18 protein-coding genes are annotated in these 21,443 nt (G+C 60.3%); 4 read left to right on the forward strand and 14 right to left on the reverse strand.

All coding sequences use genetic code 11. The annotated features are described in order from the left end of the window. Positions 1–267: 267 nt before the first annotated feature. The gene (locus tag BM344_RS15780; RefSeq protein ID WP_091992146.1) at positions 268–2,253 is read left to right on the forward strand and encodes an SDR family oxidoreductase; all 1,986 of its coding nucleotides are present in this window, start codon (positions 268–270) and stop codon (positions 2,251–2,253) included. Positions 2,254–2,302: 49 nt separating this feature from the next. Here the strand turns inward: BM344_RS15780 and rnt are convergent, their stop codons facing one another. Together rnt and pyrC are read right to left on the reverse strand one after the other, a co-directional pair. Then, positions 2,303–2,959 (reverse strand): ribonuclease T, encoded by a 657-nt coding sequence (gene rnt / locus BM344_RS15785; protein WP_208603452.1) that lies wholly within the window; start codon positions 2,957–2,959, stop codon positions 2,303–2,305. 47 nt (positions 2,960–3,006) lie between these two features. Then, entirely contained in the window at positions 3,007–4,038 is a 1,032-nt protein-coding gene (gene pyrC, locus BM344_RS15790; RefSeq protein WP_091992147.1) for a dihydroorotase, read from the reverse strand. Positions 4,039–4,218: 180 nt separating this feature from the next. Here pyrC and BM344_RS15795 point away from each other — a divergent pair, with 180 nt between their 5' ends. After that, positions 4,219–5,142, forward strand: a complete 924-nt coding sequence (locus BM344_RS15795) for a flagellar protein MotY (RefSeq protein ID WP_091992185.1) — start codon at positions 4,219–4,221, stop codon at positions 5,140–5,142. Between the two features lie 5 nt (positions 5,143–5,147). On the opposite strand, the gene BM344_RS15800 is transcribed toward BM344_RS15795, so the two are convergent. Next, positions 5,148–6,074 (reverse strand): histone deacetylase family protein, encoded by a 927-nt coding sequence (locus tag BM344_RS15800; RefSeq protein WP_091992148.1) that lies wholly within the window; start codon positions 6,072–6,074, stop codon positions 5,148–5,150. Between the two features lie 202 nt (positions 6,075–6,276). On the opposite strand from BM344_RS15800, the gene BM344_RS15805 reads away from it, so the two are divergent. Then, positions 6,277–9,021, forward strand: a complete 2,745-nt coding sequence (locus BM344_RS15805) for a bifunctional acetate--CoA ligase family protein/GNAT family N-acetyltransferase (protein ID WP_091992149.1) — start codon at positions 6,277–6,279, stop codon at positions 9,019–9,021. 16 nt (positions 9,022–9,037) lie between these two features. On the opposite strand, the gene rdgC is transcribed toward BM344_RS15805, so the two are convergent. The 8 genes from rdgC to BM344_RS15845 all read right to left on the reverse strand — a co-directional run bounded on the left by rdgC (position 9,038) and on the right by BM344_RS15845 (position 14,871). Further along, the gene (gene rdgC / locus BM344_RS15810) at positions 9,038–9,964 is read right to left on the reverse strand and encodes a recombination-associated protein RdgC (RefSeq protein WP_091992150.1); all 927 of its coding nucleotides are present in this window, start codon (positions 9,962–9,964) and stop codon (positions 9,038–9,040) included. Between the two features lie 111 nt (positions 9,965–10,075). Continuing rightward, positions 10,076–10,276 carry a DUF2788 domain-containing protein gene (locus tag BM344_RS15815; RefSeq protein ID WP_091992151.1) on the reverse strand — a complete coding sequence of 67 codons (201 nt, stop codon included), beginning with the start codon at positions 10,274–10,276 and terminating at the stop codon, positions 10,076–10,078. 24 nt (positions 10,277–10,300) lie between these two features. Then, positions 10,301–11,071, reverse strand: a complete 771-nt coding sequence (yaaA, locus tag BM344_RS15820) for a peroxide stress protein YaaA (protein WP_091992152.1) — start codon at positions 11,069–11,071, stop codon at positions 10,301–10,303. Between the two features lie 12 nt (positions 11,072–11,083). Beyond that, entirely contained in the window at positions 11,084–11,317 is a 234-nt protein-coding gene (locus BM344_RS15825) for a glutaredoxin family protein (protein WP_091992153.1), read from the reverse strand. Continuing rightward, complete coding sequence (locus BM344_RS15830) at positions 11,317–12,066, reverse strand: YciK family oxidoreductase (protein ID WP_091992154.1); 750 nt, start codon at positions 12,064–12,066, stop codon at positions 11,317–11,319. The genes BM344_RS15825 and BM344_RS15830 overlap by 1 nt, the downstream gene beginning before the upstream one ends. A gap of 58 nt (positions 12,067–12,124) precedes the next feature. Continuing rightward, positions 12,125–12,799: a phosphoglycolate phosphatase gene (gph, locus tag BM344_RS15835; protein ID WP_091992155.1), complete on the reverse strand. Its 675-nt coding sequence runs from the start codon at positions 12,797–12,799 to the stop codon at positions 12,125–12,127. Beyond that, positions 12,783–13,499, reverse strand: coding sequence for a bifunctional 2-polyprenyl-6-hydroxyphenol methylase/3-demethylubiquinol 3-O-methyltransferase UbiG (gene ubiG / locus BM344_RS15840; RefSeq protein WP_091992156.1), 717 nt, complete (start codon positions 13,497–13,499; stop codon positions 12,783–12,785). The genes gph and ubiG overlap by 17 nt, the downstream gene beginning before the upstream one ends. Positions 13,500–13,533: 34 nt before the next feature. Further along, positions 13,534–14,871: a TRZ/ATZ family hydrolase gene (locus tag BM344_RS15845; protein ID WP_091992157.1), complete on the reverse strand. Its 1,338-nt coding sequence runs from the start codon at positions 14,869–14,871 to the stop codon at positions 13,534–13,536. Between the two features lie 110 nt (positions 14,872–14,981). Between BM344_RS15845 and mtnA the strand changes: the two genes are divergently transcribed. Beyond that, the gene (mtnA, locus tag BM344_RS15850; protein ID WP_091992158.1) at positions 14,982–16,040 is read left to right on the forward strand and encodes an S-methyl-5-thioribose-1-phosphate isomerase; all 1,059 of its coding nucleotides are present in this window, start codon (positions 14,982–14,984) and stop codon (positions 16,038–16,040) included. A 19-nt stretch (positions 16,041–16,059) separates the two neighbouring features. Here mtnA and BM344_RS15855 read toward each other — a convergent pair whose 3' ends face one another. From BM344_RS15855 to BM344_RS15865, 3 genes are all read right to left on the reverse strand, one after another. Then, positions 16,060–16,848, reverse strand: a complete 789-nt coding sequence (locus BM344_RS15855) for a helix-turn-helix domain-containing protein (protein ID WP_228143662.1) — start codon at positions 16,846–16,848, stop codon at positions 16,060–16,062. Between the two features lie 23 nt (positions 16,849–16,871). Continuing rightward, positions 16,872–19,052 carry a carboxy terminal-processing peptidase gene (locus BM344_RS15860; RefSeq protein WP_091992159.1) on the reverse strand — a complete coding sequence of 727 codons (2,181 nt, stop codon included), beginning with the start codon at positions 19,050–19,052 and terminating at the stop codon, positions 16,872–16,874. 230 nt (positions 19,053–19,282) lie between these two features. Then, positions 19,283–21,433, reverse strand: coding sequence for a 3-hydroxyacyl-CoA dehydrogenase NAD-binding domain-containing protein (locus BM344_RS15865; RefSeq protein WP_091992160.1), 2,151 nt, complete (start codon positions 21,431–21,433; stop codon positions 19,283–19,285). Positions 21,434–21,443 lie beyond the last annotated feature (10 nt).

Consider the following 21,443-nt stretch of genomic DNA (forward strand, 5'->3'; position numbering starts at 1 on the left):
GCACGGGTGGATTCCTGTGCTAGTCTCAAACACATTGTGTCGGCGAACCGGACAGGCGCCCAGGCTGCGCAGGTGCGGAATTTAGAGTAACGGCTCTAATAAAAACAAGGGCTTACAGAGTAAAAACTCTAAAAAAGTTCGGTACATGAGGGTTGCAATTAAGTACAATGCCGGCGTTTCCGGATCGATATACGACTTTAGTCGTAGCGAGTCGAGCGATCCGGCATGGATAGACAACAACTGAGCAACAGGCAGGGTGGAAGATCGATGAATTATTTCCTGACGGGTGGCACCGGATTTATTGGCCGGTTTCTGGTAGAAAAACTGCTCGCACGGGGTGGCACGGTTTACGTGCTGGTGCGTGAACAGTCGCAAGAAAAGCTGGACAAGCTTCGTGAGCGCTGGGGTGCAGACGACACTCAGGTAAAAGCCGTGATTGGCGACCTTACCAGCAAAAACCTGGGTATCGACGCCAAGACTCTCAAGTCGCTCAAGGGAAACATCGACCTTTTTTTCCACCTGGCGGCTGTCTACGATATGGGCGCCGACGAGGAGGCGCAGCAGGCGACCAACATCGAGGGTACCCGTGCCGCCGTGAACGCCGCCGAGGCCATGGGCGCCAAGCACTTCCATCACGTGTCATCCATCGCGGCAGCCGGACTGTTCAAGGGCACTTTCCGCGAGGACATGTTCGAGGAAGCCGAGAAGCTGGACCACCCGTACCTGCGCACCAAGCACGAATCCGAGAAGGTCGTGCGCCAGGAGTGCAAGGTGCCGTTCCGCATTTACCGCCCGGGTATGGTCATCGGCCACTCCGCCACCGGTGAAATGGACAAGGTGGACGGCCCCTATTACTTCTTCAAGATGATCCAGAAGATCCGCCATGCCCTGCCGCAGTGGGTGCCTACCGTTGGTATTGAGGGTGGCAGGCTGAACATTGTGCCGGTGGACTTCGTGGTCAACGCCATGGACCACATTGCTCATCTGGAGGGTGAGGACGGCAAGTGTTTCCACCTGGTGGATTCCGATCCCTACAAAGTGGGTGAGATTCTCAATATTTTCAGCGAAGCCGGTCACGCGCCCAAGATGGGCATGCGTATCGACTCGCGCATGTTCGGCTTCATTCCCCCGTTCATTCGCCAGAGCCTGAAGAACCTGCCGCCGGTGAAGCGTCTGACTGCCGCGGTACTGGACGACATGGGCATTCCGCCCTCCGTAATGTCGTTCATTAACTATCCGACCCGCTTCGACGCCCGTGAAACCGAGCGGGTGCTGAAGGATACCGGCATTGAAGTGCCCCGCCTGCCGGATTATGCACCGGTGATCTGGGATTACTGGGAGCGGAATCTGGATCCCGACCTGTTCAAGGACCGTACCCTGAAGGGCACCGTGGAAGGCCGCGTGTGCGTGGTGACCGGCGCAACCTCGGGCATTGGTCTGGCGACTGCTCAGAAGCTGGCTGACGCCGGTGCCATCCTGGTGATCGGTGCCCGCAAGCTTGAGCGCCTGAAGGAAGTGACCGCAGAGCTGGAGTCCCGGGGCGCCAGTGTGCACGCTTACCCCTGCGACTTCTCGGACATGGACGCCTGCGACGAGTTTGTGAAAACCGTTCTGGACAATCACGGCCACGTGGATGTGCTGGTGAACAACGCCGGTCGTTCCATCCGCCGCTCCCTGGATCTGTCCTTCGACCGGTTCCACGATTTCGAGCGCACCATGCAGCTGAATTACTTTGGCTCGGTACGCCTGATCATGGGCTTTGCCCCCAAGATGCTCGAGCGTCGTCGTGGCCACGTGGTCAATATCTCGTCGATCGGCGTGCTGACCAATGCGCCCCGCTTCTCGGCCTATGTGGCTTCCAAGTCGGCGCTGGATGCGTTCAGTCGCTGCGCTGCGGCCGAGTGGTCGGATCGCAACGTCACCTTCACCACCATCAACATGCCGCTGGTGCGCACGCCGATGATTGCGCCCACCAAGATCTACGATTCGGTGCCCACCCTGACACCGGACGAGGCGGCGGGCATGGTGGCCGATGCCATCGTTTATCGTCCCAAGCGGATCGCCACGCGTCTGGGCATCTTTGCCCAGGTGCTGCATGCCCTGGCCCCGAAAATGGGCGAGATCGTCATGAACACCGGCTACCGGATGTTCCCGGATTCGCCGGCGGCCGCCGGCAGCAAGTCCGGCGAAAAGCCCAAGGTCTCCACCGAGCAGGTGGCTTTCGCAGCGATCATGAGAGGTATCTACTGGTAAGCCCCGGTAGCCATAAAAAAACCCGCTTCGGCGGGTTTTTTTATGGGCGTTATTCGGGATCTGCTGGCACCGGAGGGGGCGGGAAGCCGCCCAGTTCACGCCAGCGATTGACAATCCCGCAGAACAGATCGGCGGTTTTCTCGGCGTCGTAGGCTGCCGAATGCGCTTCTTTGTTGCTGAACGGAATGCCGGCCAGCTTGCAAGCCTGGGCCAGCACGGTGTGCCCGTAGGCCAGGCCTGCAAGGGTGGCGGTATCGAAAGTGGAAAACGGGTGAAAGGGGTTGCGGCGGATATCCGCCCGCAGCGCCGCTGCAAAGATAAAGTTGTGGTCGAAGGTGGCGTTGTGTCCGACCAGAACAGCGCGTTTGCAGTCGTGAGCCTTCACTGCCTTGCGGATGGGGCCGAAGATTTCGCTCAGGCCTTCCCGTTCCGGAACGGCTTCCCGCTCGGGATTCCAGGGATCGATGCCGGTAAAATCCAGCGCCGACTGTTCGAGATTGGCACCCTCGAACGGATCGATTTGCTGCACATGGGTCTCGGCGCGGGTCAGCCAGCCGTCCTCATCCATGGTCAGGATAACGGCCGCCACTTCCAGCAGGGCATCCCGCTCCGGGTTGAAACCAGCGGTTTCAACATCGACAACCACGGGCAGAAAGCCGCGGAAGCGGCGGGACATGGGGTGGGGTGGTTTGCTCTCGTCAGTCACTCAAGCTCCGGTCTTGGCCGTGTGAGAAGGAATCCGTTCAGTGAGGTTTACGCCTGCCGCCAGTTAACGGTTTCACCTGCCTTCAGGGGCACAATGGTGCCGTCTGCGAGGGGCAGTTCTGCCGGCATGGTCCAGGGCTCGCGCACCAGGGTGATGGTATCGGTATTTCGTGGCAGGCCGTAAAAATCGGCGCCATTGAAGCTGGCAAAGGCCTCGAGTTTGTCGAGAATGCCCAACTCCTCAAAAATGTCAGCGTACAGGCCAATAGCGCCGTAGGCCGAGTAGCAGCCCGCACATCCGCACGCGGTTTCCTTGCGGTTCTTTGAATGGGGTGCGGAATCGGTACCCAGGAAAAACCGCGAATCGCCGCTGGCCACCGCATCGCGCAGGGCCTGCTGGTGGCGATTGCGTTTGAGGATCGGCAAGCAATAAAGGTGTGGCCGGATGCCACCCACCAGCATATGGTTGCGGTTGTACATCAGGTGCTGGGGAGTAAGGGTGGCGCCCAGGTTGCCGCCATTGTGCTGCTTAACAAACTCTGCGGAATCGGCGGTGGTAATGTGTTCCAGCACCACCCGAAGCTTCGGAAAAGCCTCCAGGATCGGGGAAAGAACCCGCTCGAGGAACACTTTCTCGCGATCAAAGATGTCGATGTCACCGTCCGTCACTTCACCATGGACCAGCAGCAGCATGCCGCAGTCGGCCATGGCGTCCAGCACCGGGTAGATGTTGCGTACGTCCTTCACGCCCGAGGCCGAGTTGGTGGTGGCGCCCGCCGGGTAGAGCTTGGCGGCAACGACACCGGCGGCCTTCGCCTCGCGAACGATTTCGGGGCTGGTACTTTCGGTCAGGTACAGGGTCATCAGCGGCTCAAAACCCGTGCCTTCGGCGGCGGCCAGAATCCGGTCCCGGTAGGCGCCGGCGTCCGCTGCAGTGGTCACCGGCGGCACCAGGTTGGGCATGATGATGGCCCTGCGGAAACAGGCGGCGGTTGCCGGAACCACGTCGGTCAGGATGTCGCCGTCCCGGACGTGCAGATGCCAGTCGTCCGGGCGTGTGATAGTGAGCTTTTCAGTCATGTTGGTTGTCCGCGATGCCTTGGGCAAGAGGAGTTCCGGAGCGGCGGCATGTCCGGAGGCCGAAAATTTGGCGGATTATACCAGATCGGGCCCGCGATTGTTTTCTGGTTAAGCCCTAAAGCCACCGGCGAATCGGCCGTTAACCGGGGTATACCGATTTGGATTCAAGCAGCCATGGCCATGCCGATAAAATCCCCTGATTTGAAGCGATCACTGTTGCTCGCGGCCGGCCTGTTGGCCGGCGCGTCTACTCCCCTGGCGGTGCAGGCCACCAGCTATGGCGCCGGCATTGAAAACAGCCAGTGGTATCTGTCCGAGTCCGTGTTCGAGTGTCGCCTGGTACACGAGGTGCCCGGCTACGGACGCGCGGTATTCAACCACCGCGCCGGCGAGGACCTGTCGTTTTTTCTGGAGGCAAGCACGCCCCTGATGCGGCCGGGCCGTGGCGATCTGGTGGTTGAGGCGCCGGTGTGGCGACCGGGCATCGCTCCCAGACCCGTGGCCAGCGTCAACGTCGCCGAGGGCAACAGACAGGTCTCGCTGGGAACCCGCCAGGCCCACGTTCTGGCACACAGCCTGCTGGACGGCATGCGACCCACGATTACCCGCGAGGCCTGGTTTGACGACCGGCCGGTGCGAGTGCAGGTGTCCAACATCAACTTTGCCGGCGAGTTCGAGCGCTATCAGCGCTGTACGTTGAACTTGCTGCCGGTGAACTTTGATCAGATCCAGCGTTCCAGGGTTCCGTTTGCCAGTGGCAGCACAAGCCTGTCAGACGCCGACCGGAAACTTCTCGATAATATCGTGTCCTACGTGATGGCGGACTCAACAGTGGAGCGCATCTTCGTGGATGGCCACAGCGACAGCATCGGAAGCCGGATCGACAACCGGGCTCTGTCGGAGGAGCGGGCCAATGTGGTAGCCGACTACCTCAAGGCCAGCGGCATCGACGAGAACATGATTACCGTCCGGGCCCACGGCGACCAGTACCCGGCGTCGAACCGTCCGTCCGACAACCGGCGCACCAATATCCGCTTGCAGCGGGCCGGCGACCGGCCAGAGTTGCAGCAGGCCACGGGCTATGGTGGCGAACCGACCGGGTAAGGGCGTCAGTACACCGAGTCGAGCACTTCCAGGTGAGCGTTGACACTCTCGGCCAGGGCCCGCAGGTGATACCCGCCTTCGAGCGTGGAGATAATCCGGTCGTTGCTGTGTTCGTGCGCCACGCCCACGATCAATTCCGTTAACCAGCGATAGTCGTCGGTTTCCAGATTGAGCTCGGCCATGGGGTCCAGCCTGTGTGCGTCGAAGCCCGCGGAAATCAGAATCAGCTGCGGCTTGAAGTCATTCAGCCTCTCCATCCAGCCATCCTGAACACGTTGACGGTATTCCTCTGAGGAGCAGTCCGCGGCAATGGGGATGTTCACAATGTTGCCCGCCTGTCTGTGCACATGCGAGTGAGGGTAGAACGGGTGCTGGAAGCTCGAACACATCAGGATGCGCTCGTCGCCGCCTACAATGTCAACGGTGCCGTTGCCCTGGTGCACGTCAAAGTCGATGATGGCGACCCGCTCCAGGTGGTGAAACGTCAGGGCCCGCATGGCCGCGATGGCCACATTGTTATAAAAACAGAAGCCCATGGATTTTGACCGCTCCGCATGGTGCCCCGGCGGACGGGCGCAGACAAAGGCGTTGGTCACCTGGCTGCTCATTACCATATCGACCGCCTGCACGTTGGCTCCGGCGGCCAGCCTGGCGGCCCGCAAGGTGTCCGGCATCATCGCGGTGTCCGGGTCGGTGAACACGCGGCCCCGTGTTGGCTGCATCAGATCGAGCTGGTGCAAGTATTTCTCAGGATGCACCATGAGCAATTGGTCGCGGGTTGCTTCTTCGGGTCGCACCCAGTCGAGCCTCTGGTCCAGTCCGGTGTCTGCCAGGTAACTGATGATTGCGGCCAGCCGTTCCGGACTTTCCGGATGTTCCGGCCCCATGTTGTGCCTCATGAAATCATCGTGCGAAAAGAATGCCGTGGTCATAACTTCGGACTGTCCTGCCTGTACTTATATTTTCTTTTACTCTATCAGGGATACCCGCAGGGTGCCGCGTTTCTTTGGTCTTATAGGGGCGATAGACGTTTTACATCGAGAGCTCTGTGCCTAAGATAGGAAGACACATAGAAAGTGACCGTTCCTTTGATTGACCAAAGGAGCGGTTGGCTGATTGCCAAGGAGAGAATGCTTGAGTACCCGTTACCTGGAAAGCCTGTTCAACCCTGCATCCATTGCGGTGATAGGCGCGTCGGAGCGGGCCGACAACCTGGGCGGCATGGTGCTACGGAACCTGATGGGGGGCGGCTACCCCGGGCGCTTGCTGGTCGTCAACCAGAACGACTACGAGAACGTGCACGGTGTGCCCTGCGTGCGCCGGGTATCCAAGATGGATTTTTGCCCGGATCTCGCCATCATCTGCACGCCGCCTGATACCGTGGCCAAAACCATCAAGAAACTCGGCGAGGCCGGGGTGCGCACCGCCATCGTGATGACCGGCGGCATGTCCCGCACCCACAGCAAGACCGGCCAGCCGCTGATGTATGCGGTGCGGGAAGCGGCGAGGGAAACCGGCATTCGCGTGCTCGGGCCTAATACCATCGGCCTGATGGTGCCCGCCCGCAGCCTCAACGCGACCTATGCCCATATGGGGGCCATCCCCGGTCGTGTGGCGTTTGTGGGGCAGTCAGGTACCATTGCCAGCTCGGTGCTCGACTGGGCCTTCGCCCGGGGTGTCGGGTTCTCCTATTTCCTGACCCTCGGCGACGGGATGGACATTGATCACGACGATCTGATCGATTATCTGGCCCAGGACACCCAGACCCGTGCCATTTTGCTGCACATAGAGAACATACCAAACGCCCGGCGGTTCATGTCGGCGGTTCGTGTTGCTTCCCGCACCAAGCCGGTTATTGCCGTGAAATCCGGCCGGGTACCCGAGTCCGAGTGGTTCCCCCACGAACTGCCGGCAGGCCTGAAACGCAGCGATCCGATCTACGACGCCATGCTGCAGCGGGCCGGTGTGCTCCGGGTCGACGGCCTGGGGCAGATGTTCGACGCCCTGGAGACGCTGACGAGGATGCGCCCGTTGCGCCGGGAATCCCTTGCGATCATGGCCAATGGCGTCGGGCCGGGTGTACTGGCGGTCGACCGGCTGGCGGATCTGGGCGGCGAACTGGCCCGTATGTCAGAATCCAGCATTGAAGCACTCGCCGAACTCCTGCCACCGTACTGGACCCGGAAAAACCCGATTGACCTTAATTACGACGCCTCGCCGGAACTGTACGGCCAGGCCATCAAGATCCTGGCCCGGGATCCGGAAGTGGCCAATGTGCTGGTGATGTATGCGCCGAGCCTCACTGAAGACAGTCTGAGAATCGCGGACGCGGTGGTTCAGGCCTCCAAAGGCACCCGGTTGAACGTGTTCACCTGCTGGCTCGGCCAGAGCACGGTGATGGATTCAAGGGAGGAGTTCTACCGGGCCGGCCTGCCTTCGTTCTTCAATCCGGAAAAGGCGGTGATGGCGTTCATGCAGCACGTCCGCCACCAGCGAGTCCAGAGGCTGCTCACCGAGACACCGGAATCCTTCACCGATCATTTTGCCGATCGCACCCAGACCCGGCGTCTGGTGGCATCCGCCAGGCGTTCGGGGCGCTACCACCTTTCCAACCGCGAAGCCCGAGACCTGGTGCGCGATTATGGCATCAGCACCATCGAAACCATGTACTGCGACGATATGGAAGAAGTGCTGGAAGTATTTGCGGTGGAGCGTCGCCCCATCGACATCACGATCATTCACGAGCAGGCGTGCCATCCGTTCCTGGATTTGAGCCCGACCCAGCGTCGCTACAAGGGGACCGTCCAGAAGCTCAACAGCGAGGCTGCCATCATGGATTCCTGCCGCTACCTGATGGAGGAGTACCGCAAGCATTTCCCGGACAGCGGCTTTCTGGGCTTTGCGGTGCAACGCTCCTACCAGCACGTGGGCGGTATCGAATTCAGTGTGGGCATCACCCGCGATCCCCTGTTTGGCCCGCTGGTGGTCTGTGGCGCTGCCGGCGCGCAGATTAATGTGATGACCGACCGGCAGATTGCGCTGCCGCCGCTGAACATGGTGCTTGCCCGTGAGCTCTTGCGCCGCACCTATATGTACAAGCTTCTCAAGGAACACAGCCTGAAGCCGGAAGAGGATATCCGGGCGGTGTCCGAGACCCTGGTGACGCTTTCGCAAATCGTAATCGACATTCCTGAAATCCAGGGTCTGGAAATTTCACCGCTGTTGTTCAACGAGCAGGGCGCGGTTGCGGTGAACATTGCGATTGATCTGTCGGATAAGCCCGGCAAGCCCATTATCCAGCCCTATCCGCGAGAGCTTGAGGAGTGGATCGTGCTGCCGAAATCCGGCCGGCGGGTCATCATCCGCCCGGTGCTGGCCGAGGACGAGCCCGCCCACCGGGCCTTTCACGAACTGCAGTCGCCGGAGTCCATCCGTTACCGGTTCTTCCAGTATCGCAAGCACTTTTCCCGGGAAGACGTCGCCCAGATGGTGCAGATCGACTACGACCGGGAGATGGTGTTCATCGCCAACGCGCCCCGCGAAGACGGCGAGGGCGAGGAAACCCTGGGCACCGTGCGCACCTGGACTGATGCCGACAACCTGCAGTGCGAGTTTGCCGTGATGGTGCACGACAAGATGAAGGGCGAGGGTCTGGGCGTCGCCCTCATGCAGAAGATGATTGATTACTGCAGGGCCAGAGGCACCATGGAAATGGTCGGCAACGTGCTGCCGGACAACCGCCCGATGCTGCAGTTGGCCGAACACCTGGGCTTCGAGATCAAGTTCAATACCCAGGAAGAAGTTATGGACTTGCGGCTGGTGTTGAACGAACCGGAAAAGGACTGGCAGCGGGAGCGGCTGGGCAAGAGCGCCCACTGAGGGCGCTCACCGCGATTTATTCTTCAACAATGGCCGAACGATCCTCGCCGCCCAGGGCCTCCAGCAGGCCGGGAATCAGACGGGACAGTTCCAGGGTCATCAGGGTGAAGGCAGCATCGAACTTGGCGACGGCGTCGTCCACGTCGACATCGTCGAGCTGCTCCTGCAGCGTTTCGCCGAACTTCAGGCGACGAATGCCCAGCTCTTCATCCAGCACAAACGACACGTTGTCGTCCCAGGTCAGGGCGAGTTTGGTGACCTGCATACCGGCGTCGAGGTGATTGCGGATCTCGTCGGCCCTCAGATCCAGGCCCTTGCAGCTCACCACGCCGCCATCTTCCGACGGGTCTTTCAGTTCACACTCGCTGCCCAGAACAATGCTGCCGGGCAGATCGATGGTTTCGTTAAGCCACCCGGTAAAGGTAAAGGCCGGTGCCTGCTCTACCGCCGGCGGCCGAACCGGCAGCGAACCCAGGCTCTTGCGCAGGGTGGACGCCAGGTCTTCGGCCTGTTTCGCCGAGCCGGCATCCACCACCAGAACGCCGTCCTGTGGTGCCAGATAGGCATAACAGCGACGGTTCCTGGAGAAGGCCTGGGGCAGCATTTCCAGCATGACCTGTTCCTTGATCTCGTCCTTTTCCTTGCGGCGGACCTTCCGGCTCTGTTCGAACTCGATGGCTTCGGCCCGCTCCTCAACGGCCTCTTTGACCACAGGCCCGGGGAGGATCTTTTCTTCTTTGCGCAGGGCAATCAGGTGATAGCCACCGGCGCTGTGCACCAGCTGTTCTCCATGCTTGCCAAGGGGAGGCACCCAGCCCTGGCGGCTCGTTTCCTGAGGTCCGCAGGGTTTGAAGGCATCCGCCCCCAGCTTTTCCTCGAGTTCCTCAGCGGTAATGGCGAAGGGCTTGGTAAAACGGAATACGCGGGCATTACGAAACCACATCAGGCTCGGTCCTTGCTGTTTATTTGCATCGATCTGAACCGGTGACGGTTCGAAAAACGGAGACGGATGATACGGCCACCGGGCAGTGGCCGTAAAGTGACGGTTCTGGCGCTAGATCTGCATGATCTCGACAAGTACGGTCTTCACGATAAAACCCACCACACCGGCCCCCAGCACGGTAAACAGGGCGATGGTGCCAAACCGGCCGGCCTGGGATTTCTTGGCGAGGTCCCACACGATGAACCCCATCCAGACAATCAGTCCGGTCAGGAACACCAACAGCGCGAGTTGCGAAAAGACAGCTTCGTTCATTACTTGCTCCGATATCAACGTGGATTACTGTTCGTCACGCAGGAAAACCCAGTTGTTGTTATCGGATTGGTCTTCGCTGAAGTAATAGCCTTCGAGGTTGAAGCCTTTCAGGTCGTTGGCTTGGGTGATGCGGTTCTGGATGGCATAGCGGCACATCAGGCCCCGCGCCTTCTTGGCGTAGAAGCTGATCATCTTGTACTGACCGTTCTTCCAGTCCTTGAATTGCGGGGTTACCAGGCGGCCATCCAGCTCTTTCTTTCTGACCGCCTTGAAGTACTCGTTGGAGGCCAGGTTCACCAGCACCCCGTCGTCCGCTGCCAGCAGGCGATTGACTTCCTCGGTTATCTTGCTGCCCCAGAACTCGTACAGGTCCTTGCCTCGCTTGTTTTCAAAGCGGGTGCCCATTTCCAGCCGATAGGGCTGCATCAGGTCGAGTGGTTTCAATACACCATACAGACCTGACAGCATGCGCAGGTGATTCTGGGCGAACTCGAAATCCTGCTCGCTGAAGCTTTCCGCATCCAGGCCGGTGTATACATCGCCCTTGAAGGCCAGTACTGCCTGCCGGGCATTTTCCGGCGTAAAGGGCGTGTGCCAGTTGTGAAAGCGCTCGGCGTTCAGTTGGCCAAGCTTGTCGCTGATGCTCATCAGGTTGCTGATCTGGTGTGGTTCCAGCTCCTTGAGCTGATCGACCAGTTCGCAGGCATCGTCGAGAAAGTCTGGCTGGGTATAGCGCTCCGTTGCCAGTGGGCTCTCGTAATCGAGCGTTTTTGCAGGGGAAATAACCATCAACATGTCAGGCAATCCTCATTGCAGGAATGTGAGTAATTCATCCCTGGTAAACGGCCAGTCCAGCTCCGCACCGGTGTCATTGCGCCTGAGCACCGGTATCCGGGTGCCGTAGCGTGCCACCAGCTCTTCGGACTGGGCAATGTCCACCACATCGACCGGAATCGGTTCCGGCATGGGCGTGTTGATCAGCAGGGCTTCGGCCAGTTCGCACAAATGGCACTGGCTCGTGGTGTAAAAGAGCAGTTCCATTACTTGGGCTGGGCATCCAGTCTCTGGCCGTTTACATCCCGGCTGTCTTTGCCCATGAGGTACAGATAAACCGGCATCAACGCCTCTGGCGCCGGATTCTGCTGCGGGTTTTCTGCCGGGTACGCATGGGCTCTCATGTTGGTACGCGTAGCGCCCGGGTTCAGACTGTTTACCCGAATGTTGTGGCGGTCGTCGTCCAGTTCCTCTGAAAGCAACTGGCTCAGGCCTTCCACTGCAAACTTGGACACCGCATAGGCGCCCCAATAGGCCTTGGCTTTCCGGCCTACGCCGGAGGAGGTGAAGATCACCGAGGCGTTATCGGATTTGCGAAGCAGGGGGATCATGGCCCGGCTCAGCAGAAACGGCGCTGTTGCATTCACGTGCATGACCTTGTTCCAGGTCTCCGGGTCGTAGAGCTCAACGGGGCTGCGGTCGCCCAGAATGGCCGCGTTATGCAGCAGGCCATCCAGTTGCCCGAAGTTGTCTTCCAGAGTCATGGCCAGTTCTTCGTAATCCTTGACCGCGGCCCCTTCAAAGTTCATGGGAACGATCGCGGGTTTGGGATGGCCAGCTGCCTCAATCTCGTCGTAAACCGTTTCGAGCTTGCTGACTGTGCGCCCTACCAGAATGACAGTGGCGCCGTGGGCGGCGTAGGCTTTCGCGGCTGCCCGGCCAATACCACTACCCGCGCCCGTCACCATGATGATGCGGTCTTTCAGAAGATCGGCGGGTGCCTGGTAATCCTGCATAACCTGTCTCCGTGTCGAGCTGTGTGCGGTTGCAAAACCGCCTCCTGAAAATAGACGCCTATTGTAACAGCTTTGCCAGGTCTTTGACGGTATCGGCGATCAGGTCCGCTTGCCAGAGATCAACGCGTTCGGGTTGCTCGATATAGCCATAGCGCACGGCCACGGTTCGCATGCCAGCATTCCGACCGGCCTCAATATCGCGTTCGTGGTCACCCACATAAAGGCCGGTACCGGGCTCGGTACCGATCTGGCGGCAGGCCAGGATCAGCGATTCCGGATGGGGCTTGCGGTGGGTAACATGGTCGGGGCAAACCAGCGTTGCGCAGCGGGAGGACAACCCAAGTGCCTCAATGAGCGGGACGGCAAAGCGGGCGGGTTTGTTGGTCACAATCCCCCAGGGGATTCCCCGATGCTCCAGTGCCTGCAGGAGCTCCTCCATGCCCTCGAACAGTCGGGTTTCCTCGGCAACGCCTGCCTCGTACAGATCCAGGAACGCCGTGTGCTTTGCCAGATAATCCGGGTGTTCGGGTTCCAGCCCGAAACCGACCCGGATCATGGCGCGGGCGCCGTTGGAAACGGAGCGTCGGATCTGCTCCGCTGGCAACGGTGCCAAACCGTGTTGCAGGCGCAACTGGTTCAGGCACCGAATGAAATCGGGCGCTGTGTCGATCAGCGTGCCGTCCAGATCGAACAGAACGGCGGAAATCGGGGGCGAATCAGGCGTCACGAGCATCCCTGGCGTGCATCAGATAGTTAACGTCCACATCCCGACCAAGCTTGTACACCTTGGTGATCGGGTTGTAGGTCATTCCGGTAAGCTCCCGGACCTCCAGGCCAGCGTGGCGCAGATGGTCGGACATCTCGGATGGACGGATGAACTTCTTCCACTCATGGGTGCCTTTGGGCAGCAACCTCAGTACGTACTCGGCACCCACAATGGCAAACAGGAACGACTTCGGGTTGCGGTTGATGGTGGAGACGAACATGTGTCCGCCGGGCTTGAGCATGGCCGCGCAGGCTCGAATGACAGAAGCAGGGTCGGGCACGTGCTCGAGCATTTCCAGGCAGGTGACCACATCGTACTGGCCCTTGTGCTCCGGATCATTGGCCAGCTCTTCCACCGTGGTCTGGCGGTAGTCGACGTTCACGCCGCTTTCCATGCCATGCAATCTGGCAACGGACAGGGGCGCTTCACCCATGTCGATACCGGTTACGTGGGCACCTCGCCGAGCCATGCCTTCGGACAGCAGGCCGCCGCCGCATCCCACGTCCAGCGCTCGCTTGCCAGCCAGGGATACCCGTTCGTCGATGTAATTCAGACGCAGCGGGTTGATGTCGTGCAGCGGCTTGAACTCACTCGTCGGGTCCCACCAGCGGCTGGCGAGCGCCTCGAACTTGGCGATTTCGTTCCGGTCTACATTCTGGTTTGTCATGTTGCTTCTGCCTGGTGAATCAATCGGAAATCGGTCAATCGGCCTGACGGCGAATTCGTTCAGCCCAGTCCCGTACCCGGAGCATGAGATCGGCGACGTCAATGCGTGTGGGGCGGCCGTCCTGTATCTGTGGTACGCCGTTGATCCAGCTATGGCTTACCGCCCGGCCGTGGTTGCTGTACACCAGATGGGAGGCCGGGTCATACACCGGCTGCAGGAACGGGTCGCTGAGATCAATGGCGATGATGTCCGCCAGTTTGCCTTCGGTAATGGTGCCCAGTTCGTGGCTTCGGCCCAGGGCTCTGGCCCCGTTGATGGTCGCCATCTCGAGAGCCTTGTGGGCCGACAGGGCGGACGCATCGCCGGCCACGACCTTGGCTACCATGGCGGCGGTGCTCAGCTCCCCGAACAGGTCCAGGTCGTTGTTGCTGGCCGCGCCATCCGTGCCAATCGCCACGTTCACGCCGTTATCGAGTAGCCTCTGGACCGGACACAGGCCGCTGGCCAGTTTCAGGTTGGACTCGGGGCAGTGGATCACATGGGCACCGGTTTCGCGCAGCAGTGCCAGGTCGCTGTCATCAATTTGTGTCATGTGTACACACTGGGTATTGGTGCCCAGCAGGCCGAGCTCAGCCAGGCGGGCGGTCGGTCGCTGCCCCAGTTTCTCACTGGCCTCGGCCACTTCAAACGCGGTTTCATGGAGGTGGATCTGGATGGGTGCGCCCGTGTCCCGCGACAGGACCACGGCCTCCTTCAGTGGGGCATCGGACACCGTGTAAGGTGCGTGCGGACCAATCGCCGGTGTGATGTATTGGTTCGATTGCCAGGTCCCGATAAATTCGCGGCCTTTTCGCAGGTATTCCTCTGGGCCAGAGCCCCATGGCGTGGGGAAGTCCAGCAGAGGAAAGCAGATCTGGGCACGCATACCGGCATCGTGTGCCACCTGGGCGGCAACCTCAGGGAAGAAGTACATATCCGAGAAGGTCGTGGTGCCGGTACGCAGCATTTCGGCCATCGCCAATTGGGTGCCGTCGGCGATGAACTGCTCGCTGATGAAACGGCCTTCCGCGGGCCAGATGTGATCGTTCAGCCAGGTCATCAGGGGCAGATCGTCCGCCATGCCGCGGAACAGGGTCATGGCTGCGTGGCCATGCATGTTGATCAGGCCGGGCATTACTACGTGATCGGGCAGGTTCACGGTTTCCCGGGTCCGGTAAATCCGGTCGGCCTCGGACTGGGATAGTACCGCCGCAATCCGGTCGCCCTGAAGGATGATTGCCTGATGTTCAAGCACCGTGTCGGCCGGCTCGATCGGGATCAGCCAGCGGGCATTGATGCGGATATCGGCCGCGTTGATGGTGTCTGCCGTCATTAAACCTGCCTTTCAGCGCCCGGTGATTGACCAGCGCACGTCGGAAATGTAGCCCGGAAGTATAACCGTTATACTGGCGGTTTTCAGCGCTTGAAACCGGAGCAAACCACATGGCAAAACAAGGCACCTCTTCCACCGCTATGGGCACAGTGGCGATTCGCTGGCATGGCAGCCGTCTCGAGTTGCTGGACCAGAGGCTGCTGCCCGGGGAGGAGCACTGGATGACTCTCGAGGGGGCTTCCGGGGTGGCCCAGAGCATCCGCGATATGGTGGTTCGGGGGGCGCCCGCTATCGGTATCAGTGCAGCCTATGGGGTGGCCCTGGCGGCCCGGCATGCAGGCGGTGGCGACTGGAAGGCGGAAATCAAGCAGGCAATCCGCGAACTGGCGGCCTCGCGCCCGACAGCGGTCAACCTGTTCTGGGCCCTGCAGCGAATGGAGCGGGTTTTTCACGCCTGTCACTCACTGGATGAGGCGGTGAAACGCCTGGCCAGCGAGGCGGAGACCATTCACCGGGAAGACGTTGAGGCCAATGTAGCCATGGCCGACCACGCCCTGGACCTGATGAACCTGGAAAAGCCGGTTTCGGTACTGACCCACTGCAACACCGGCGCCCTGGCCACCGGCGGCTATGGAACGGCACTGGGTGTGATCCGGCGCATGCACGAAAAGAAGCTGCTCAAGGAAGTGTTTGCGGATGAAACCCGACCCTGGCTGCAGGGTAGCCGTTTGACTGCCTGGGAACTGGCCCGGGATCAGATCCCGGTGACCCTGAACGCCGACGGTGCGGCCGCCTCCATCCTGGCCCGCAAGGACGTGCGTTGGGTTATCGTTGGCGCCGACCGCATTACCGCCAACGGCGATGTGGTGAACAAGATCGGCACCTACAGCCTTGCGGTGCTGGCCCGCCATCACCGGGTCCGTTTTATGGTTGTGGCGCCTTCAAGCACCGTGGACATGTCCCTGGCGTCCGGTGCAGAGGTTCCGCTGGAAGAGCGGGACGGTCTGGAAGTGCGCGAGATCCGGGGCATTCCCCTGGCTCCGGAGGGGGTCAATGTGTTCAACCCGGTGTTCGACGTAACGCCAGCCAGCATGATTGATGCGATCGTGACCGAGAAGGGGGTTGTACACAGCCCCAACATCACCGGAATGAAGGCATTGTTTGGCTAGGCTAGGGGTGTGCAGGGGCTCAGGACTCTCCCGAGGGCGGTTTTCTGCCCTTCGGGGCCTGCCCTGGCCTGGTGTTCTCGGAGGGCTGGCCCTTCGTGTGTGAAGCCTTTATCTCGGCCACCTGACGTTCCTGCTCTTCAATAAAATGCAATGACATTTCAAAGCTCTGTCGGGTGAACTCGAGCACCCTGCGAAAGCCCTCGTCGGACAGGGCGCGGGCGTCGTCGTGGCGCCGGAAAATATTGATAAACTCCCGCTCGCGCTCGAACTGCAATGGCAGTCGGGCGACGCCCCAGTCGTTCAGGATCTGCCAGACCTCAGGATTGTAGTTCCGGGTGGTGCGCATGATGAACGGGATGGGGTCGTTCCGGGCGATCAGGGCTGCCAGGCGCAGGATCAGCTCGAAAGAGAGGGTGGTCGTGCCGTTTTCTATGGCTTCGAGCACGGACTTGTCCCGGAGATTCAGGGCTTCGCTCATCTCCGAGAGCGTCAGCCCGGCCACCTCGCGAATATCCCGTAAGGATTGCCCGGCGGTGAGCATGGCGCGCAGCTGGTCCTGTGAATTGATCAGCGCCCGGCCCACCCGCAGCGATGTATCCGTGGCCCTGGCGCCAAAGCGCAGGGCCGAACCGGTAAGGCTGGCCAGCCGGTCGACCAGGCCCTCTGGCGTACGCTCGGCTGCGTCCGGTTTCTCCAGGTCTTCCACCTGTTCCATGGAGCGCATGGCGTGCAGCGCATCCAGGAGCATGTCTTGCAGTACGCGCGCCTTTTGGGGACTGGCCGGCGTTTCCTTATCCCTGTCGGTCATCGTTCATCCATGGTGGTGCCGGACTATCGGGCAGCTGCTGCCGGGGCCTGCACGGCAAACTGCTGCGGGTTCAGGATGGACGCCATTTTCTGGTCCAGGTCCAGCATGTCCGCCATGATGTGGCCGCCTTCACGGATGATGAAATCGAGTTCGTCGTCGGTGGTGTCCGGATCGGCTGCCTGCTGGTCCTGCCAGTCTTCCAGATCTTCCAGAGAATCGAACGGCTCCTTGCCCTGCAGCTCGCGACGGGCGTTGGCGATGGTCAGCCGGGTACGCTCGATCTGCTCATGTTGGGCCCGCCGCTCTTCCAGGTTCAGGCTGACAGTGTCGGTCTCACGCTGCCGCTCCAGGAAGTCGATTTCCTGTTGCAGAAGGCTGAACTCTGGATTGGTGGCGAAACGCTCCTCGTGGCGCTTGCGAAGTTCATCAATAATGCCGCTGAAATCGAAATAGCGAGTGTGCGGAACAGCTTCAATCTGGTCCCAGGGCAGGGCATGTTCCAGTGCATCTTCGCCAATCCGGGATTTGTCGATCCGGGACGGGATTTCAATGTCAGGGATCACACCCTTGTGCTGGGTGGAGCCACCAGAGACCCGATAGAACTTGGACTGGGTGATCTTCAGCTGGCCATGATTCAGGGGCCGAACGGCCTGCACAGTACCCTTGCCAAAGGTCTGGGAGCCGACAACCAGACCGCGACCATAATCCTGGATGGCTCCGGCGAAGATCTCAGAGGCCGAGGCGCTCATGCGGTTGGTGAGTACAACTAGCGGGCCGTCGTAGGCAACTGAGGGGTCCTCGTCGTTAAGCACCTGGACATCGTTGTTGGCGTTACGGATCTGTACCGTGGGCCCTTTGTCGATGAACAGTCCCACCAGATCGTTGGCTTCGTGCAGGGCACCGCCGCCATTGTTGCGCAGATCGATCACCAGGCCTTCAACGCCCTCGGCTTCCAGCTCGGTGATAAGCTGCCGAACATCACGGGTGGTGCTCTTATAGTTCGGGTCTCCGGCCTGCATGGCCTGGAAGTCCGCGTAAAACGTGGGAATGGTGATCACGCCAATCCGGTAGTCCTTGCTGCCCCGGTTCAGCTCGATCACATCCTTGCTGGCGCTCTGCTCCTCGAGCTTCACTTCATCGCGTTTGATGGCGATGGTCTCGGTGATGGTTTCATCCGAGGCGTTGGCAGGAATCACCTCCAGGGTCACGGTAGAATTCCTGGGGCCACGAATCAGGTCAACGACCTCGTCCAGGCGCCAGCCAATCACGTTGACGGGCTTTTCACCCTCCTGGGCCACCGAGACAATGCGGTCGGCCGGCTGCAGCTCGCCCTGCTTGGAGGCAGGCCCTCCCGGTACCAACCGCACTACCTTGGTGTACTCGTTGTCAGACTGAAGCACAGCGCCAATGCCTTCCAGCGACAGGCTCATGTTGATGTTGAAGTTCTCCGACGTGCGCGGAGAGAAGTACGAGGTGTGGGGGTCCCACATGCCGGTGAAGGCATTCATGTAGGCCTGGAAGGCATCTTCGCTGCGGGCTTGATAGGCACGCTTTAACTGGCCTTCATAGCGGCGCCGAAGGGTGTCGGCAATGTCTTCATCTTCGGCCCCGTTCAGGCGCTGGGCCAGTACGGCATTCTTGATGCGCTTGATCCAGAGCTCGTCCAGGGCCTTGGCGTCCGCTTCCCAATCGGCTTCGGAGCGGTCTACGAGGATTCGCTCATTGGAGGAAAAGTCCAGCGAGTCCAGGCCGTTATCGATGGTGTTCAGGGCGAACTTCAGGCGTTCGATAATGCGCTGCTGAACCAGGTTGTAGATATCAAAGCCCGGCTGCAGTTGGCCGGTCTTGAGCGCAGAACCCAGCTTGGTGCGTACCTCGTCAAATTTGGCAATGTCCTCCCGGGAGAGATAGATACGCTGTCCGTCGAGGTAATCCAGGTAGGCGTCGAAGACATCGCCGGAGAGCTCATCGCTGATGCCCAGATCGCGGAAATGGGTGAACTGAAGCTGTCGTGCGATCAGGATGTTTGCACGGGCCTGGTCGATGGTTGGAGAAACCGGCTCATACACAGCATTGGCGTCAATTTTCGCCTGCAGCCCGAGTGGCGCGGACAGCAGGAGGGCAATGGCGATTGCCTTACATGCCCCGGTGCGGCGACTGCCTGCCAGGGTGGAACGAGCCGAGATGATTTCCGCAATGGTCATAGAGATACTTACCTGACGGTGGGATTTAGGCCGGATACTGCGGGCCGTTTCCCGTGAGCGATTAAATTGATTGTAGGCAAGCGCTACACCTGTTGCCATAGGCACGGCGTATCGGTTCGTGACAATCTGTCCATGAAGTTGGCAGGTTGGTAACGGTGGCGCGTTGGGAGCCGGGGCTGGGAGGAATCTGCGCCGGAAAGGTGCTTTCCAGCGCATAAACGTTGCTCAGGTCAGGAAAAATCCGAGTTACTTTCGGCTTTCTCCAGAAGCAGCCTGGGCGGCGCAAACCGCTCACCATACCGCTCAGCCAGTTCTGCTGCGCGCTGGGCGAAGGCCCGAACACCGTACTGGTTAATGAACTGGATGGCGCCACCGGTCCACGGGGCGTAGCCAATGCCGAAGATACTGCCGATGTTGGCGTCCTCCACGGTTCTCAGCACACCCTCTTCAAGGCAGCGCACCGTTTCGATGGCCTGGATAAAGAGTATCCGGTCTTTCAGTTCCTGCAAGGGCACGGATCGGGCCGTTTCCGGATTCACGAACAGCGTCTCCAGTTCCGGCCACAGGTATTTCTTTCCGTTGGCCGGGTATTCATAGAACCCGGCGCCCGCGGCCTTACCCTTGCGGCCGTGCTCGTTCACCATGGCATCGATGATGGCTTCGGCCGGGTGCGGGTTCCAGGTACCGCCCGCGGCTTCGGTATCTTTCCGGCTCTGGTTCCGGATGTGCTGCATCAGTGTCATGCTGACTTCATCGGAGATGGCCAGCGGCCCCACCGGCATGCCCGACAGCAGGCCGGCATTCTCGATGCTGGCCGGATGGATGCCTTCGCCCAGCATGCAGATACCTTCATTAACGAAGGTGCCGAACACCCGCGAGGTGAAGAAGCCACGGCTGTCGTTGACCACCACCGGGATCTTGCCAATCTGCTGAACGTAGTCAAACGCGCGTGCGAGGGTGTCATCGGAGGTCTTCTCGCCTACGATGATTTCCACCAGCTGCATCTTGTCCACCGGCGAGAAGAAATGCAAACCAATGAAATTCTCGGGTTTTGCCGAGGCTTCGGCGAGCTGGGTGATGGGAATGGTCGAGGTGTTGGACCCGAAGATTCCGTTCGCCACCAGCTTCGGTTCGGCTTCTCCGGTGACTTTGGCTTTCAGCTCGCTGTCCTCGAACACGGCTTCAATCACCAGATCACAGCCGTCAAGATCGTCTGCGGAATCGGTGGGCGTGATTCGGTCCAGAACCGTGGCTTTCTGCTCTTCGGTCATACGGCCGCGGCTGACCTTCTTGGTCAACAGTTTCTCCGAGTAGGCCTTGCCTTTCTCGGCATTTTCCAGGGATACGTCCTTTAGAACCACATCGATGCCCCGGGTCGCTGTGGAATAGGCGATGCCCGCCCCCATCATGCCGGCACCCAGTACGCCTACCTTGCGAAAGGTTTCTTTCTCAACGCCCTCGGGCCGGCTGCCACCTGCCTTGATGGCGTTGAGCTGAAACCAGAAGGTACCGGTCATGTTCTTAGCCACCTGGCCAATGACCAGCTCGGCAAAGTACCGGGTCTCGATCAGGCTGCCGTTGTCGAAATCCACCTGGGCGCCTTCCACGGCGGCTGAGAGAATCCGCTCGGGTGCCGGGTAGCAGCCCCGGGTTTTCTGCTTGAGCATGGCCGGGGCGATGGCCAGCTTCTGAGCCATGGCCGGGTGGTGGGGGGCGCCGCCGGGAAACTTGAAGCCTTTCTGGTCCCAGGGTTGCTGGCATTTCGGGTTGGCGTCGATAAACGTGCGGGCCCGGGTCATCATGTCTTCTACCGAATCCGCCAGCTCATCGACGATGCCGGCTTTCAGGGCCGCCTTTGGATTCACCTTCTTGCCTTCCATCAGGAAGGGAAAAGCCGCTTCCAGACCAATCATTCTCGGCAGCCGCTGGGTGCCGCCACCGCCCGGCAACAGGCCCAGGGTGACTTCCGGCAGCCCCAGTTGAATGCTGTCGTCGTCCAGAACAATCCGGTGATGACAGGCCAGTGCTATTTCCAGCCCGCCGCCCAGAGCAGTCCCGTTGACGGCTGCAACCACCGGCTTGCCGGCGGTTTCCAGAAACCGCATGTCGGCTTTCAGGCCGTTGACCATGTCTTCAAAGGCCTGGGCATCATCATGGGTGACCTTGTGGAGCTCTTTGAGGTCGCCACCGGCGAAGAAGGTTTTTTTGGCAGAGGCGATGATGACGCCCCGGATCTTGTCGAGATCGCCTTTTACCCGGGCCGTTGTCTCTGAGAGGGCTTCCCGGAAGGCCGAGTTCATGGTGTTGGCGGACTGGCCTGGCATATCGATAGTGAGCGTCAGAATCTGGTCTGACCCCAGGTCGTAATGGATGGCATTCATGGTCGGTTCT

It is taken from the genome of Marinobacter gudaonensis (genome assembly GCF_900115175.1).
In the GTDB taxonomy this organism is placed as follows: Bacteria; Pseudomonadota; Gammaproteobacteria; order Pseudomonadales; family Oleiphilaceae; genus Marinobacter; species Marinobacter gudaonensis.